This is a genomic window from Paenibacillus rhizoplanae (genome assembly GCF_042684125.1).
Lineage (GTDB): Bacteria > Bacillota > Bacilli > Paenibacillales > Paenibacillaceae > Paenibacillus_AQ > Paenibacillus_AQ rhizoplanae.
The window spans coordinates 19,463-35,903 of record NZ_JBHUKY010000072.1 but is presented as its reverse complement, the minus strand read 5'-3'; the positions used below and the strand labels follow the sequence as shown (position 1 = coordinate 35,903).

Annotated in this window: 16 protein-coding genes and 1 pseudogene; 13 read left to right on the top strand and 4 right to left on the bottom strand. The window is 47.4% G+C overall.

The features are described 5' to 3' along the window. Nucleotides 1-304: 304 nt before the first annotated feature. From ACFSX3_RS27390 to ACFSX3_RS27370, 5 genes and pseudogenes are all read left to right on the top strand, one after another. Nucleotides 305-1,195 carry a helix-turn-helix domain-containing protein gene (locus tag ACFSX3_RS27390; protein WP_379256504.1) on the top strand — a complete coding sequence of 297 codons (891 nt, stop codon included), beginning with the start codon at nucleotides 305-307 and terminating at the stop codon, nucleotides 1,193-1,195. A 124-nt stretch (nucleotides 1,196-1,319) separates the two neighbouring features. Beyond that, a complete protein-coding gene (locus ACFSX3_RS27385; protein WP_209992968.1) occupies nucleotides 1,320-3,134 on the top strand; it encodes an ABC transporter ATP-binding protein in 1,815 nt (604 codons plus the stop codon). Beyond that, nucleotides 3,127-4,866 (top strand): ABC transporter ATP-binding protein, encoded by a 1,740-nt coding sequence (locus tag ACFSX3_RS27380; RefSeq protein ID WP_209992967.1) that lies wholly within the window; start codon nucleotides 3,127-3,129, stop codon nucleotides 4,864-4,866. The genes ACFSX3_RS27385 and ACFSX3_RS27380 overlap by 8 nt, the downstream gene beginning before the upstream one ends. A gap of 111 nt (nucleotides 4,867-4,977) precedes the next feature. Further along, nucleotides 4,978-5,778 (top strand): AAA family ATPase, encoded by an 801-nt coding sequence (locus tag ACFSX3_RS27375; protein ID WP_209992965.1) that lies wholly within the window; start codon nucleotides 4,978-4,980, stop codon nucleotides 5,776-5,778. Next, nucleotides 5,775-5,861 (top strand): annotated as a pseudogene (locus tag ACFSX3_RS27370) (universal stress protein); the annotation flags it as partial. The gene ACFSX3_RS27375 and the pseudogene ACFSX3_RS27370, both read left to right, overlap by 4 nt. A gap of 65 nt (nucleotides 5,862-5,926) precedes the next feature. Here ACFSX3_RS27370 and ACFSX3_RS27365 read toward each other — a convergent pair. The 4 genes from ACFSX3_RS27365 to ACFSX3_RS27350 all read right to left on the bottom strand — a co-directional run bounded on the left by ACFSX3_RS27365 (nucleotide 5,927) and on the right by ACFSX3_RS27350 (nucleotide 9,354). Beyond that, the gene (locus ACFSX3_RS27365; protein ID WP_379313507.1) at nucleotides 5,927-6,424 is read right to left on the bottom strand and encodes an arsinothricin resistance N-acetyltransferase ArsN1 family A; all 498 of its coding nucleotides are present in this window, start codon (nucleotides 6,422-6,424) and stop codon (nucleotides 5,927-5,929) included. 12 nt (nucleotides 6,425-6,436) lie between these two features. Next, nucleotides 6,437-7,243 carry an arsenite methyltransferase gene (locus tag ACFSX3_RS27360; RefSeq protein WP_209992963.1) on the bottom strand — a complete coding sequence of 269 codons (807 nt, stop codon included), beginning with the start codon at nucleotides 7,241-7,243 and terminating at the stop codon, nucleotides 6,437-6,439. 66 nt (nucleotides 7,244-7,309) lie between these two features. Beyond that, nucleotides 7,310-7,759 carry a MarR family winged helix-turn-helix transcriptional regulator gene (locus ACFSX3_RS27355; protein ID WP_209992962.1) on the bottom strand — a complete coding sequence of 150 codons (450 nt, stop codon included), beginning with the start codon at nucleotides 7,757-7,759 and terminating at the stop codon, nucleotides 7,310-7,312. A gap of 134 nt (nucleotides 7,760-7,893) precedes the next feature. Then, nucleotides 7,894-9,354: a sulfatase gene (locus ACFSX3_RS27350; protein ID WP_209992960.1), complete on the bottom strand. Its 1,461-nt coding sequence runs from the start codon at nucleotides 9,352-9,354 to the stop codon at nucleotides 7,894-7,896. Between the two features lie 225 nt (nucleotides 9,355-9,579). On the opposite strand from ACFSX3_RS27350, the gene ACFSX3_RS27345 reads away from it, so the two are divergent. The 8 genes from ACFSX3_RS27345 to arsA all read left to right on the top strand — a co-directional run bounded on the left by ACFSX3_RS27345 (nucleotide 9,580) and on the right by arsA (nucleotide 16,438). Continuing rightward, on the top strand, nucleotides 9,580-10,380 hold the full coding sequence (locus tag ACFSX3_RS27345) for a helix-turn-helix domain-containing protein (protein WP_379256497.1): 801 nt from the start codon (nucleotides 9,580-9,582) through the stop codon (nucleotides 10,378-10,380). A 50-nt stretch (nucleotides 10,381-10,430) separates the two neighbouring features. Then, nucleotides 10,431-11,699: an anaerobic sulfatase maturase gene (locus ACFSX3_RS27340; RefSeq protein WP_209992959.1), complete on the top strand. Its 1,269-nt coding sequence runs from the start codon at nucleotides 10,431-10,433 to the stop codon at nucleotides 11,697-11,699. Between the two features lie 25 nt (nucleotides 11,700-11,724). Continuing rightward, nucleotides 11,725-12,048, top strand: a complete 324-nt coding sequence (locus ACFSX3_RS27335; protein ID WP_209992958.1) for an ArsR/SmtB family transcription factor — start codon at nucleotides 11,725-11,727, stop codon at nucleotides 12,046-12,048. A gap of 85 nt (nucleotides 12,049-12,133) precedes the next feature. After that, entirely contained in the window at nucleotides 12,134-12,478 is a 345-nt protein-coding gene (locus ACFSX3_RS27330; RefSeq protein WP_039294274.1) for an ArsR/SmtB family transcription factor, read from the top strand. Nucleotides 12,479-12,493: 15 nt separating this feature from the next. Then, the gene (locus ACFSX3_RS27325) at nucleotides 12,494-13,789 is read left to right on the top strand and encodes an arsenic transporter (RefSeq protein WP_379313504.1); all 1,296 of its coding nucleotides are present in this window, start codon (nucleotides 12,494-12,496) and stop codon (nucleotides 13,787-13,789) included. 21 nt (nucleotides 13,790-13,810) lie between these two features. Then, nucleotides 13,811-14,230, top strand: a complete 420-nt coding sequence (gene arsC / locus ACFSX3_RS27320; protein ID WP_209992955.1) for an arsenate reductase (thioredoxin) — start codon at nucleotides 13,811-13,813, stop codon at nucleotides 14,228-14,230. A gap of 55 nt (nucleotides 14,231-14,285) precedes the next feature. Beyond that, nucleotides 14,286-14,645 (top strand): arsenite efflux transporter metallochaperone ArsD, encoded by a 360-nt coding sequence (gene arsD / locus ACFSX3_RS27315; RefSeq protein ID WP_209992953.1) that lies wholly within the window; start codon nucleotides 14,286-14,288, stop codon nucleotides 14,643-14,645. 32 nt (nucleotides 14,646-14,677) lie between these two features. Beyond that, nucleotides 14,678-16,438 (top strand): arsenical pump-driving ATPase, encoded by a 1,761-nt coding sequence (arsA, locus tag ACFSX3_RS27310; protein ID WP_209992951.1) that lies wholly within the window; start codon nucleotides 14,678-14,680, stop codon nucleotides 16,436-16,438. Nucleotides 16,439-16,441: the final 3 nt, after the last annotated feature.

Genomic DNA, 16,441 nt, shown 5'->3' with positions numbered 1-16,441 from the left:
AACCCGCGATTAAATCGTAATCGTTACGTATTATTATATGGCAGCTGTCCTAGATAACAACCCTATTTACTGCCATCTTATCGTTTAATCCGTTTTTGGGTAAAAGCGATCCGGATAGAGGCAGGAAGGACTATACCAAAAAGATTGACAATGATAATAATTCTCATTACGATTATATGATTAAGAAGCGATTGGGGAGAATTCAATGAATAACTTGTCTGAGTGGTATGAAATTACAAATCTAAATTCTCCAATCTGTCCCCTCACTGAAGGATTAAATAGGTTATATAGCTATAGTCCCCTTATGCAGCAGAGGTTCAACGTTCCTGAGAATATCGGACAGGGCTTCTGGGAACGGATTAAGGTCAATTCTTCTATTGAAATAGTCTCCTGCGATATGTATGTGCATGAGCGCACCGAGATGAGCAGCAGAGATCAGGATAACAGCATGAAGTGGAGCTTCTGCCTTGGTGATCCCATTGATTGGACAGAAGAGGATTCGCGCACAACGTATACGTTAAACGGGGGACAAATGTCAATATTCGGGCATGAGCCCTCGACAAGCAGTGGCCGATATCATGCAGGGAGCCACATTCAAGGGATCACTGTGAAAATGTCTTCAAGCTTCGCTAAACGCCATGAGCTACAGTCTATCATGCAAACAGTATACGGTGGTTCAGTCCAGCCATTTCAAATGTATCCGATGACCACTGCAGTGAACCGGATTCTAATAGACATTTCCAGCTGCGACTATGAGGAGGATATTAAACGAATCTATCTTGAAGGGAAGGTTCTGGAGTTAACTGCGGTTTGCTTACATGAAGCCGGCCGCTCTCAAACTGCCACAGCTCAAATGTCCAGATCCGATATAGATTCTTTAATGCAGGCTAAGCAGATCCTGGACCAGAATTACCTGTCTGCACCAAGTCTTCAACAGCTCTCCAGACAGATCTATCTGAATGAATTCAAACTAAAGAAGGGCTTCAAGCTACTATTCGGCAGCTCCGTTCATGCTTATATCATTGAACGCAGACTTGATGCGGCTTATCAACTTCTGGAGACGGCCGATTGTAATATAACAACAGCCGCTATGATGTGCGGATTTAAGAAGCCCAGCCACTTCACAGAGAAGTTCAAGCGGAAATATGGTGTCACTCCCTCTCAATACTTCAAAAAAGGTAATTATCAGCAATGATCCTTTTAATACTATAAGTAATCCCGATTTGGGGTTTATGGCGCACGGCTATCATGAGAATATTCATAGAGGAGTGGAAAGAACAGACTGACTATAAACTGTATAGAAGGCAAGGAGGTATTGCATGAAACAAAAGTCGGAAATATCAGGATTAATCAGCATAGCCGGCGGGAAAAAAGGTCTGCTTGTTACAGCAAGCTTCTTTTCTGTATTGTCGAGCTTTTTGCAGCTGGCACCTTTTGTTGCTGTCTACAAGATTATCGAGGAACTGCTGATACATGCAGGACAGCCATCTGAAATAGATAAGGACGTGTTGCTTTTCTGGGGGGCGTTCGTATTTGTAGCGATGATAGCTGCATTGCTCACTTTTTACATCAGCGGGATGAGCTCCCATATTGCAGCCTTTAATATTCTGTATACGCTGCGCGTCCGACTCACTGACCACGCGGCGAAAGTTCCAATGGGCTATCATACCCAAACAGCGACAGGTGAACTCAAGAAAATTATCGAAGTCAGTGTAGAAAAGATCGAGAAATTCATTGCTCATCAGCTACCTGATTTAATCAGTGCCATTATTATACCGCTGCTGCTAACAGGTTACTTGTTCTGGCTGGATTGGCGTATGGCATTGGTGCTTCTGATTCCCATGAGCTTCGCCTTCTGGATGCAGGCACGCATGTTTGCCAGCGATGAGGGTCGTACAGCCTATCGTGATTTTCAGTTTGCAGTGGAAGAGATGAATGCTACGGCAGTGGAATATGTCAGAGGCATGCCGGCTGTCAAAGTATTTGGTATCACTGCGGATTCCTTCTTGACCTTCAGGACAGCAGTGCACAGATATCGTGATATTTCATTAAGAATCACTGACCTGTGTAAGACCTCCTACAGTATATTTTTTGTCATTGTAAGTTCGTTGTTTTCGTTTGTTGTACCTATAGGTATATTTTTGGTCAGCCGTCACTCCGGTGAGCAGGCATTCGCAATAACCTTTATCCTGTTTCTGATTATTACGCCAAGCCTGTCAGCCCCGATGCTGAAGCTGCTGCATTTGGGCAGCGGGCTCCGGGAGATCATTGAGGGCCATAAGCGGATCGAGGCTGTGTTCGCAGAAAACATTGTGGCTGAACCGTTAAATCCTCAAATCCCTGATTCTTACGATATCTCCTTCGATCATGTTTCTTTTGCTTATGAACAGCAGGACAGCGAGAATTACAAGCCTGTCTTGAAGGACATCCAGTTCACAGCCAAATCCGGCGAGATGACAGCACTGGTAGGGCCTTCGGGAGGAGGAAAGTCTACAATAGCCAACCTGCTTCTACGCTTCTGGGATGTCCAGGAAGGCACAATCACTATAGGAAGTGTTCCTGTTCGTGATATGGGGACAGAGAATCTTATGGAGACGGTCTCTTTCGTGTTCCAGGATGTACATCTGTTCTACGATTCAATCGAAGAGAATATCCGTATGGGGAATACAAAGGCTACCAGACAGGAGGTCATCAATGCTTCTGTGATCGCTTGCTGCCATGAGTTCATAGAACGGCTAAAGCACGGATACGATACCAAAATTGGTGAAGGCGGAACTTATCTATCCGGAGGAGAGGCGCAGCGGATCGCTATAGCCAGAGCGCTGCTCAAGAATGCGCCGATTCTTGTACTGGATGAAGCTACGGCTTATGCCGATGCCGAGAATGAGCATAAAATTCAGCAGGGTCTGGTTGAATTAGTAAAAGGAAAAACCGTACTGATCATTGCTCACCGCCTCTCAACCATACGTTCAGCAGAACAGATTCTTGTCGTGCAGCAAGGAGAAATTGTGGAGCGGGGGACGCATTATGAATTGCGCAGCCAAATGGGGTTATACGAAAAAATGTGGCAGGCTCACATCAGTGCAGCAGTATGGCAATTAGGCGCAGAGAAGAAGGGGACGGGCCATGAATAATTACTTCTATAATATATCCGGCGGCCAGCCGCGCAGCTTGTGGTCATCCGCCATCGCAGCTTTATTGGATGGGATTGCCAAAGTAATTCCGGCAGCTCTACTAGTGGATATTTTCAATACGCTATATATGTCATTTGCAAATTCGGGGAGTCCACTGGATATCCGGAGGATGTGGCTCGTCAGCATCATTCTGCTTCTTTGGCTTGCTGTTGAATATGCAGCCTACGTCTCTCTATACAACAAAACCTATAAAGCGGCTTACAGCTTGTCTGCGACAGGCCGTCTGACGCTCGCCGAGCATATTCGCCATCTGTCGCTGGGGTTCTTCGGCAGACGGGATCCGGCGGATATTACGAATCTGCTGTTAAGTGACTATGGACAGGTCGAGCAAACGATTTCTCATAATGTCCCGCAGTTAATCAGTGCGGTTATTCTACCTCTATTGGCACTCGCAGGACTTGTTTTCGTTGATTGGAGAATGGCACTCGCCATGTTTGCCGCGATTCCACTGGGGGCATTGCTGCTATGGATGACAGATTCTTTGCAGGCCAGATTAAGCGCCAACCATGTCGAGGCCAAAAATGAGGCTGCCAGCCGCCTACAGGAATATCTGTCCGGTATCCGTGAGATTAAGGCACATAATATGGGCGGGAAGCGGTTTGAACGGCTTCGCCTGTCCTTCGATCAGCTGAAGGGGGCTTCCATCCGGCTAGAAGGGATTATGGGACCGCTGATCATGGGGGCGATGCTGCTGACCCGTTCCGGATTAACAATCATGATTTTTGTGGGCAGTTATCTTCTCGCAGGGGGGACGCTGTCACTGCCTGTCTTTCTATTATTTCTTTTAATTGGAACCAAGGTATTCGAACCTTTGACTGCTGTGTTGATGAATTACGGTGAAATTAGATATTCCGCATACAGCGCTCAACGAATTATGGATGTTCAACAGGAGATGCCTATGCAGGGGACAAGAAGTAACATGCTGCCCGGGGATATTGTCTTCGATGCAGTGACCTTCGGATACGACGCTGGGTTACCGGTGCTGCAGGATCTATCTTTCACTATAGCCCCTAATACAATTACTGCACTCGTCGGACCCTCAGGAAGCGGGAAAAGTACGGTCACACGGCTGATTGCCCGATTCTGGGAGGTGGAACACGGAAGAATCACCATTGGCGGAGTATCTACCCGGGAGATAAACCCGGAGAAGCTGCTGGAGAATATCTCCATGGTCTTCCAGGACGTCTATCTCTTCCAGGATACGATCGGCAATAATATTCGTATCGGCAATATGGAAGCAACTCAGGAAGAGATCGAGCAAGCCGCCAGACGGGCCTGCTGTCATGAATTCATATCCAAGCTTCCGCAAGGCTATGATACTCCGGTAGGTGAAGGCGGGTCAACATTGTCCGGTGGAGAGAAGCAGCGGGTGTCCATTGCTCGGACATTGCTCAAGAATGCATCTATTGTCTTGCTTGATGAGGCTACAGCGTCACTCGACCCGGAGAACGAGGCAGCAATCCAGCAGGCGATTAACGAGCTTGTTGCGGATAAGACCGTCATTCTGATTGCACACCGACTGAAGACCATTCAGAATGCGGACAAGATCCTGGTTCTTGATCAAGGCCGTCTTGTCCAGCAGGGCAAGCATGATGCCTTGCTGCAGGAGCAAGGCATCTATGCCAATCTGTGGAATCTGCAGCAAGGAGCAGAGGGGTGGAGATTGAAGTAATGCCCCCTGCTGGTTGACATTTTAAACGAAAAGAAAGTATGATGATTTAAAGCGTAATTATTACGATTAAATACGGTCAATACTGATGAAAAGTTAAGGAGCCACACACGAATGAATAAAAACAGCAACAATCAGCGTCTTCCCAGAGCAAAAGGAATAGATATGGGGACGTATTATACACCCAAAGAATGTGCCAGGAAGGTTAAATACCTTGTACTGCCCGAGATGAACCGAAAGATTGTCGAAGAATTTATAACCATCCTAGGGATGAGGGAAACTTTTGAGGAGCACCACGTACCCATTCCCAATAAAGTTGTCATGTACGGACCGCCGGGTACCGGGAAAACTCTGACCGCATTCTACATGGCTCAAATGCTGGAGCTTCCACTTATCTTGGTTCGGCTGGATGCGATTATTCACAGCCACTTGGGTGAGACCGGAAGCAATATCCGCAAGATATTCGAGTATGCCAAAGCAACGCCTTGCGTTCTATTTTTGGATGAATTTGATGCGATTGCCAGAACACGAGAGAGTAACGATGAGGTTAAAGAAATGGCACGGGCGGTCAACACGTTACTGCAATGTCTGGATGATTTTGGCGACAGCAGTATTTTTGTAGCAGCAACCAATTTAGCGAATGAGCTGGACAGGGCGATCTGGAGAAGATTCGATACGAAAATGACCTACTCGCTGCCTGATGAATTCAGCAGACATCAATATATTGAATTATTAATCAACGGTTTTGAAGGTGAACACGGATTGACTGAGGAAGTGTGTGAACACCTAGCCGGATGCAGCTTCGCAGATATTGAGCAAATTGTTCTTAAAGCCAAGCGCAAGGCGATTATCGAACATGGTCCGCTAACACGTGAACATATCTTTCTATCCTATGAGGAATATAGTCCTTGCTGAATACGCTGCAGGAAATGATAATGGGCAGCGTAAGTCCTAAGGTGATGAAGTTGGTTCAATATCCGGTGATAATTGTAAAATAGCTAGGATATAACATATAAAACCGTGGGAAACCCAGAGTTCCCACGGTTTTATATGTTTACTCAATCTATAGCAGTTTCTCCATAATCATCACGTCAATAAACTCTCCATTCATAATCCCCTGCTTCTCAAAAACACCAACCTGCCGATAACCCATTTTGAAGTACAAGCTTTGACCGCCTTGGTTGAACGGAAAAGTAAAGAGAACAATTTTATGAAAGCTGTTTTCCTTGGCTATCTTGTGTAAGGACTCAAGGAGAAAACTACCTACACCCTGCCCGCGATAGCTGCGGTCAATGTAAACCGATAGGTCAGCAACACCGCTATAGGCGCAGCGATGGGAGTAAGGGTTCAGGGAAGCCCAGCCAATGATTTCACTCTCTCGTTCCGCTACCAAAACGCTAAAGCGGCCTTGGTGATCGCTGAACCACGCCTTCATATAGGAGGAGTCTTTCGTCTCCGTTTCCAGCGTAGCGATCCGGTCCTCAATCCCCTGGTTGTAGATTCGAATAATACTCCCCATATCCTGTAAAGCGGCCTGACGAACAGTTAATGTACTGATCATACGAACATCCCCTTACTTTCTCGCCTTAATTACAGCAGAAACAATGTATTGGCCAACGTTCGCATCGGGAACCCAGTCCTTGATAAATGTTCTGGATTCGTCTTTGGGCTCAATACTAATCTCAGAGAAGCCACTTTCCCGAAGCATCTTCTCTACATCAGCGATGGAAGAAGCTCCGGAGATACAACCTGAATAGTATTCGTCCAGATCATTTTTGATCTCAGGGGGAAGTTCTGCTGTAGTTACAATGTCGGAGATCGCCAGACGGCCGCCTGGTTGGAGGACACGATAGGCCTCCCGGAATACTTGTTGTTTGTCTGGTGAGAGGTTAATCACGCAGTTGGAGATAATGACATTCATTGAGTTGTCGGCGAGAGGAAGATGCTCAATTTCACCTAATCTGAATTCGGTATTACTGAACTTACCCTTAATGGCATTTTCTCTTGCCCGGCTGATCATCTCAGGTGTCATATCTACACCTATAACGCGGCCTTGTTCACCTACCTGCCGGGAAGCGAGGAAGCAATCAAAGCCACCGCCGCTCCCGAGGTCCAGAACATGTTCACCCGCCTGCAGTTCAGCGATAGCCTGAGGGTTACCGCATCCAAGGCCCAAATTCGCACCCTCAGGAACTGCAGCAAGATCGCCACTGGAATAACCTAGCTTAGCGGATATGGCATCATAATCGGATGGGGAGTCACAGCAGCTGCTTTCAGAAGGTGCACAGCAGGAAGAGGGAGCTTCGACCTTTTTCACAGCGATCTTTTGATAGCGTCCCCGGACATTCTGGCGGATCTGGTCATGTGTAAGTTTGCTCATAATGATAATGTAACACTCCTCGTAAAGTAGAATAACTTGCAAAATGCAAATATAAGGCAAGAGAAATCACCCTTTTACAGGTGCACAGCAATTGCTGGATTTCCCCATGGCTTCGTTAAAGAGCTTAATGGATCGTAGCAGGGTCTCTACTTCAAATTCACTCATGTTCGAGAAAGCTTCATTTAGATAGGCGTTCATTTGCTGATCAATGGTTGTAGCCACCATTTTCCCTTCGGGAGTAAGCGACAGATTATAGACTCTTCGATCCGTGGGATCAGGCATCTTTTTAACCAAGTTCATTTTTACCAAAGACTGGACTTGTCTGCTGAAGGTTGTAATATCAGTGCCAAGTATTTCGGCGACTTCCTGCATAGAAGGATTGTGGCTTCGATCAATTTCATACAATAGATGGCTTTGGGTCGCAGAGAGATCACATCCGCCTACGCTGCAGCAATCCTTATTGAGTAGTCCTAAACGCCGGGTCATGATTTGTAATAATTCTCTTGGGGTTTCCATTGTTTTCACCTCATACCTAAGTTATAAAATATTTAATTGCAAATTGCAAGTGTTTATTTGTAAAGCACGAAAAAAACAGAACAGCGATTCCTTCAATTTTTGAATTGCTGCTCTGTTTATTTGTGGGCCAGCTTCTATTGGAACTCCCGCGGATGTCGCTTCATAAGCTCAGGAATCGCATGGCCACGTCCGGTCTCCTCCAGCCGATGTGCATAGGCCTTGAGTTGTCCTTTGGCATGGTAGGGGCCGCCTTCCTTCATCACCGTCCACAGCGGGTCTGTGTCGTAAGGCATGGTGCGCATCATACCGTCATGCCATTCATTCAGGCGGTACACAGCTTCGCGGCATACCTCAGGATGCGCGGCGGCGACATTGTGCTGCTCATGCGAATCTTCCTCCAGATGAAATAGCATTTCGGTGTCAAACAGATGATATCCATCATGATAGGTACGGATATACAACCATTGATCGAAACGAACGCTACGCTGGCAGACATGCGCGCATTGCGAGATGACCAGCGTAGCTCTTCCGCAATCCTGGCCTGTCTTGAGCGCCGGCGCGTAACTTTGCCCATCCCAGCTCGGCATCGGCTCGCGGCCCATGAGCTCGGCCAATGTTGGAGCGAGATCCAAATGATAATGCAAGCCATGGTCTACATGATTTTGTTTCATGCCGGGATAACGGATAATCATTGGAATTCGGCAAGTACCCTGGTCAGCCGTGCCATGCTCTCCGTAAATTCCAAGCTCACCCATATTCTCGCCGTGATCTGCCGTGATGATAATAACCAAGTCGTCCATGATGCCTTGAGCTTTTAAGGCGTCGAAGATAAGTCCGATGTGTTCGTCCATGTAGCGGATGCCGCAGTCATAGCCATCAATCATTTGCCGGAGACTGTCCATGTCGGTAATCTTGCCGGGAAGGCGCGGGTATTCTTCTTGCGCCTGATCGTTGTACATGTTGACCTCGCTGGCGCTGTGCGGACCAACCTTCCGCTTATGCATTTCAACCATCTCTTCGGTCATCCAGGGAGGCAACGGTTCGCCGGCAAACGGATTGCCGAATGATTCCGGAGCACGGTAAGGAGTGTGCGCGTCCCAATAATTTACATACAGCAGCCAATTATCTTTCTCTGCGTTCCGAGAGATCCAGTCCAGGACAAGTGGCGTGACCTCCTCTCCCGATTCGGCGCCGCTTCTTCCGGTATTGTGAATCTCATTAAAACCGGCATAGAAGGGCCAGGCTGAATGACGTTCCCCAAAAGGACTGATCAGGGTGGTGTGCATGCCTTCTGCACGGAAAAGCGCCGGAAGACTCTCCCGGTTCAAACGGCTTTGAAAGCTTCGTTCTTCTCCCTCCAGACGAAGGTCAGCGGCGGTTCCGCCGTGTCCAACGACGCCGTTATGAATGCCGAAGCGGCCTGTCATGAGCGCGGTACGGGATGGGAGACAAGGTGCATCAGACGTATAATAGTTGGTAAACCGGACGCCTTCCCGTGAAATTTGGTCGATATGGGGGGAAGTGTCACGGTGGTAGCCATAACAGCCCAGGTGACTAGGTGATGTCGAATCCAAATCAAGCAGCAAAATTTTCAAATGAGTCCTCTCCTTCTGAATGTTTATCAGTGTCATTGCAACTTTGAAAAGTGCGTGGTAATGTTTCAACTACAAAGCTTTGCTCTTAACGTTGACCTAATTATAGATTTGATGCATAAGGCAAGTCGATGTATGATGTTCAGATTACATGTACAATTCACATCTTAAACTGTAGTAAACATCGATATTCTCAGCATTCAAACGTGAAAGGGAGGAGGCGGTTATTTGTATACCGTAGATTCGGTGTATCATGATTTAATGATTCCGGGATGGCGCACCATGCAGGAACGGATCAAACTTAATGTGTTGATTTTGGTTATCGAAGGGAAGGTGGTTTACTATATCGAGAAAACGCGGGTTGTTCTGGAGCAAGGTGACTTGTTAATTCTCCCCAACCTCATTGATCGGGCGGGAGAGGATCATGAGAGTGGACCACACCAGAAGTATACCATTCTGTTTACCTCCGGAGAAGAAACGGAGCTCCTGCCCTTTCTGCGCCAAGACAGGCATACCATACTCAAGCCGCGCAGTTTTGAAGCCCTTCGTCGTCGTTTTGAGAAGTTATTTATGGAAATGCGTGGAGTCAAGAGCTTCCGATCAATGATCTGTCAGGGCATTCTTCAAGAACTGCTCGGCATTACCGCCCGCGAGTTGGAACAGCCGGAAATCGCGCCAATGAAAGTCCAGTATGCTCGGACGATTCAGAATTATCTTTTGTGCCATTATCGCGAATCCATAGAGATTGAGCAGTTGGCCAAGCTTATTGGATGCTCAGAGAATTACACCATCTCGGTGTACAAGGAAGTGACGGGACAGTCGCCTATTAAATATCTGCATCGGCTTCGCATTTTGGAGGCATGTTATCTGCTGCTTAACACCAAAACAACGGTCGCGGCAATTTCCCAGTATTTAGGATACTATGATGCATCCTATTTTTTTCGCATGTTTAAGCAACTGACCTCCATGTCACCAAGTGAATTTATCGCTATAGGCCAGCCGCTGGACATGGAGGATTTCTTAGGATAGTGGCACCTGAAATGTCGAAGATTATTTCCAAATGAGTATAGGAGGGAATTATGACCGATACATGTGCAATAACGGATTACGAAGATTACGGGAGTTTTGGTGTATTATGGAAGACTGTTTCAGAGGATTGTAATTTGGCCTGCGATTATTGTTATTACAGTACCTGTGGAGGGAAGCCCGGTCCACGAATCAACCGGATTGATTCCGCTATCCTGAATACATTTATCCAAGAATATATGGAAATGAGCAAGGGAAGTGCCTCCTTTGCCTGGCAGGGAGGGGAACCTCTGCTCGCGGGGCTGGATTTTTTTGAAGAGGTCGTGACGCTTCAAGCGGCGTATGCCCCTGCACATACAGCAATCAGTAATGCCCTGCAAACGAACGGCACGCTGATCACCGATAAATGGGCAGCCTTGTTCCGGAAATACCAGTTTTTGATTGGCATTAGCGTGGACGGACCTAGCGATATTCATGATGAGCGGAGGGTGGATTCCCGGGGGCAAGGGAGCTTTGATCGGGTTATGAAGGGGATTGATTGCCTGCGTCGGCATCAAGTGGATTTCAATATTCTCACAGTGCTTCACCGGGGGAATATCAAGAAGGCCAAAGAGCTGATTGAATTCTATGAACGTGAAGAATTTGCATATGTACAATTTATTCCTTGTATGGACTTCCGCTCTCAGGAAATAGGCATGGCTGGCAGCTATGATATCACACCTGAGGAGTATGGACAATTCCTGTGCGAAGCTTTTGATTATTGGTATAACGATGGGCAGCCGCGGACGTCAATTCGCTTCTTCGACAATATGCTTAGTGTCTGTACGGGCCGAGAGGCTGAGTTATGTGTTCACCGCTCCGGATGCAGCACCATGCTGGTTCTGGAACAGAACGGGGATGCCTATCCCTGTGACTTCTATATTCATGATGACTGGAAGCTCGGCAATGTGGCCAAGGACAGCTTGAACGAATTGCTGTTGCATCCTGCACGGATGTCATTTCTTGGAATGAAGAAGACGCTGCCAGCAGCTTGCCAGAACTGTGAATACAAGCCGCTGTGCAACGGAGGCTGTCCGCGCAACCGCAAATGGGCAGATGATCTGAGTGTTTCGGACCCGGATTATTTCTGCTCCAGCTACAAGCGCATTTATGCTTATGCCGATGAGCGTATGAAGACGCTGGGAGCATCGCTTCGGCGGCAGCTGTTCACGGAGAATGTGCAGCGAAACTTTAAAGGTCGTCTTCCGGGCCGAAACGATCCTTGTCCATGCGGCAGCAGCCGGAAATTCAAAAATTGCTGTGCAGACATCACCGTGTCCTAGTCAAAATTCTGAGAGGACCGTGCATATGTTCAACATAGAAATGGCAGAGAAATTGAAATTACTGGGTGACAAAACCAGACTTACCATTATGGGATTGTTAAAGGATAGAGAATGGTGTGTTTGTGATTTGGTGGATATTCTAAATATGTCTCAACCCAATGTAAGCCAGCATTTAAGAAAATTAAAGGCGCAGGGACTCGTGAAAGAAACAAAACGGGCACAGTGGGTTTATTATGCTTTGGCTATAGAGGAAGATTCTTATATTCACACCATTTTAGATGCACTACCGGATACAGAATCGCTATTATTTTTATTAAAGGGCGAATATACAGCCTGTGATTGTAACTAAAAGGGACAGAGTTAAAGACGTGTATATTAGCACTTGATTATATAAGTGTATGCTTATATAATGATGGAGGTAAGGGGGACAGAAGATGAGCTTTAATCTGGATGAGTTGGATGAAGTGTCACAGACGTTGAAGCTACTGGGAGATAAGACCAGGCTGACGATGATGAAGCTTCTGGAGAAGCAGGAATGCTGTGTATGCGAGCTGGTTGAAATTTTCAAGACGAGTCAGCCATCTGTGAGCCAGCACTTGCGGAAGCTTAAGGATGCGGGGCTGGTCAAGGAGAACCGGAAAGGCCAGTGGATATTCTACTCGGTGAATCCAAACAGTATCCAGCATGAATTAATTCAGAATCTGATTGCCTTCGTTCCTTCACAAGATCATGAATTAGAAGAGCTCGATAAGAAAGGCTTAAGGATTTCATGTGACTAAATGGAGGTTAGCGGATTGATTTCAGTATTCTTAGCGGGTTTCATTTTTATTGTTACCTTAGTCTTTGTCATTTGGCAGCCTAAGAACTTGTCCATTGGCTGGTCTGCCTGCGGCGGAGCGGTACTCGCTTTACTTGCCGGTGTAGTCAGCTTTAGCGATGTTAAGGACGTCACTTTGATTGTATGGAATGCCACACTGGCCTTTGTTGCAATCATCCTGATCTCGCTCATCCTCGATAAAATCGGATTCTTCGAATGGGCTGCCCTACATATGGCCAGAGCTGCCCGGGGGAATGGAACCCGAATGTTCATCTATGTCACCATTCTTGGTGCGGTCGTAGCCGCGTTTTTTGCCAACGACGGAGCGGCGCTCATTCTGACCCCGATTGTGCTGGCTATGGTCCGTGCGCTGAATTTTGATGAGAAGAAGGTCTTTCCGTTCATCATCGCCAGCGGGTTCATTGCGGATACGACGTCATTGCCGCTGGTTGTAAGTAATCTGGTGAACATTGTATCAGCGGACTTTTTCGGGATTACCTTCATGGAATACGCTGGACGGATGCTGATGCCTACTTTGTTTTCCTTAGGGGCAAGTATTCTGGTTCTGTACTTCTTTTTCCGTAAAAGTATCCCCAAGAAATTCGACAGCTCCCAGCTGAAAAATCCTCAGGAAGCTATCAAGGATAAGAAAATGTTCAAACTATCCTGGTGGGTATTAGCGCTTCTGCTGGTAGGATACTTCGTGAGTGAGTTCCTGAACATTCCGGTGTCTGTGGTAGCCGGGGTTATCGCAATATTCTTCCTTCTCATGGCAAGAAGGAGCCCATATGTCCCCACGATGGAAGTCGTGAAGAGTGCGCCCTGGGCGATTGTATTCTTTTCCATCGGGATGTATGTCGTCGTATATGGTCTGCGCAATGCGGGACTGACGGATGTCCTTGCGGATGTTATTCAGGCTGTGGCCGATCAGGGATTGTTCGCCGCAACGATGGGGATGGGCTTTATTGCTGCAATTATCTCGTCCGTAATGAATAACATGCCTACGGTGATGATTGATGCACTGGCCATTGATGCTACGCATACCCCGGGACTGATTAAGGAAGCCTTGATTTATGCGAATGTCATCGGCTCTGACTTGGGACCGAAGATTACACCGATTGGCTCACTGGCTACCTTGCTGTGGCTGCATGTGCTTTCGACCAAAGGGGTGAAGATATCCTGGGGAACGTATTTCAAAACGGGTATTATCCTGACGATCCCTACACTGTTTATCACACTGCTTGGCCTCTATATAACATTGATTCTATTTTAAACTCAAAGGAGATTACGACTCATGGATAAGAAAAGCATTTACTTTTTGTGCACAGGGAACTCCTGCCGGAGCCAGATGGCCGAAGGCTGGGCTAAGAAATATTTGAGCGAGGAATGGATTGTGTACAGTGCCGGCATAGAGGCTCACGGTCTGAATCCGAAAGCCGTTCAGGCAATGAGCGAAGTAGGGATTGATATCTCAGCTCAAACGTCGGATATCATTGATCCGCAGCTGCTTAATAACGCTGACCTTGTGATTACATTGTGTGGAGATGCCGCAGATAAATGCCCAATTACTCCGCCTCAAGTGAAACGTGAGCACTGGGGATTTGATGATCCGGCAAAAGCGCAAGGAACAGATGAAGAGAAGTGGGCAGTCTTCCAGCGGGTTCGTAACCAAGTGGGCGAGCGCATCAAGCAATTCGCTGATACAGGTGAATAAGGCAGAGTAACAGCCGGGGCTTCCCGGCTGTATTTCTAAGGAGGAGATCGAGTTCATGAAAAAGATTGAAATTTACGATCCGGCAATGTGCTGTTCCACTGGTGTATGCGGACCTGTAGCTGATCCTGAATTGATTCGTATATCTGCTGTAGTTCATAACTTGAAAAAGCAAGCTGTAGATGTATCCAGATATAATCTGACCAGTGAACCGGATGCTTTTGTTACGAATGCTGAAGTCAGACAAATGCTGGTTAATGAAGGTCCTGAAGTATTGCCGGTTACTTTTGTGGATGGGAAAGTGGTTAAGAAACAGGGCTACCCCACGAATGAAGAGTTAGAGCAGTGGACAGGGATTGCCGCAGCTGAATTGACAGCCAAGCCCCGCATCCGTCTTGAAATCAAGACAAAGTCATAATAGATGCCATAATAAAAGAAAGAAGGCATACCATGTCTAATCTCTTTGATCCACTGACTATGCTGCCGACACCGTACCTGTTCTTCACCGGAAAAGGCGGAGTGGGTAAAACCTCAACAGCCTGTGCAGCAGCAGTAGCGCTGGCAGACTCCGGCAAACGGGTGCTGCTGGTGAGTACGGACCCAGCCTCCAATCTGCAGGATGTTTTCGGTGTAGAGCTGTTTAACCATCCGACTCCCATTGAAGAGGTTCCCAATCTTTTTGCGGCCAATTTAGATCCGGAGACAGCCGCCGAAGAATATAAGGCAAAAGTAGTTGCTCCTTACCGGGGAGTATTACCCGATTCGGTCGTCGCTTCAATGGAAGAACAGTTTTCAGGGGCATGTACAGTGGAAATTGCTGCTTTTGATGAATTCACCACGCTGTTGACGGATGAGAAATTGAAGGCACAGTTCGATCATATTCTGTTTGACACTGCGCCAACAGGGCACACACTGCGGCTGCTGCAGCTGCCTTCAGCCTGGAGCGGATTCCTGGATGAAAGTACGCATGGTGCCTCATGTCTGGGTCCTCTGGCAGGTCTGGAAGCTAAAAAAGTTCTATATCATGAAGCGGTGAAGTCCTTATCGGACGGTGCTCTGACCACCCTGATTCTGGTCACCCGTCCGGAGCATTCGCCCTTAAAGGAAGCCGCACGTGCATCCTCTGAACTTAAAGAAACCGGGATCCAAAATCAGCTGCTTGTAGTAAATGGAGTGCTCACTTCAGCTATTAACGAAGATCAAGTGGCGAAGAGCTTTGTAGAACGCCAGCAGAAGGCGCTGTCACAAATGCCTGCTGAACTACAGGCTCTAGCAAGCTACACTATCCCGTTAGCCCCCTTTAATGTTACAGGCATCGCAAGCTTGCGTGCATTCTTCGCTCCAGTCCAAGGGATTTCGGATCATGTACAACAGGTAGAGGTGAATGCTGACATCCCCACACTAGACGCTTTGATCTCCGATTTGGAGGGTAGCGGGATCCGGGTGATCTTTACAATGGGGAAAGGCGGTGTCGGGAAAACAACTGTAGCCTCTGCTATAGCTGTTGGTCTGGCCGAACGGGGACACCGGGTTCATCTCAGTACAACAGATCCGGCGGCTCATCTGGAATATGTATTCGGTGATCATTCCGGTCAGATTTCCGTCAGCCGGGTTGATCCGAAGGTGGAACTGGAGAAATACCAGCAAGAGGTGATCCGCCAGAATGCAGATTCCCTGGATGAAGAGGGGCTTGCCTTCCTGGAAGAGGATTTAAGATCGCCATGTACTGAAGAGATAGCCGTGTTTCGGGCATTTGCTGAACTGGTAGAGCGCTCTGCAGAAGAGATTGTGGTTATAGATACAGCACCAACCGGACATACGTTGTTATTACTGGATGCCACTCAGGAATACCATAAGGAAATCGCCCGCTCCTCCGGCGTCATTCCGGATTCCGTACAGCATTTACTGCCGAGACTTCGTGATCCGAAGGAGACAAGCGTCGTTATTGTCACTCTGGCGGAGGCAACACCAGTGTATGAAGCTTCCCGCCTGGAACAGGATTTGAAGCGTGCGGGTATTCCAACGAAATGGTGGGCGATCAATCAAAGCTTTGCTGCTGCAGGGACAACAGATCCTGTGCTTAGCGGGAGGGCTCATGCTGAACTGAACTGGATTCAGAAGGTAGAACAAAATGCTGAGGGGCATGTGGTAATTATCCCTTGGAAGCTTAGTGAAGTAACAGGGTATGAGCAGCTTAAAGAACTCTCGTAGCGG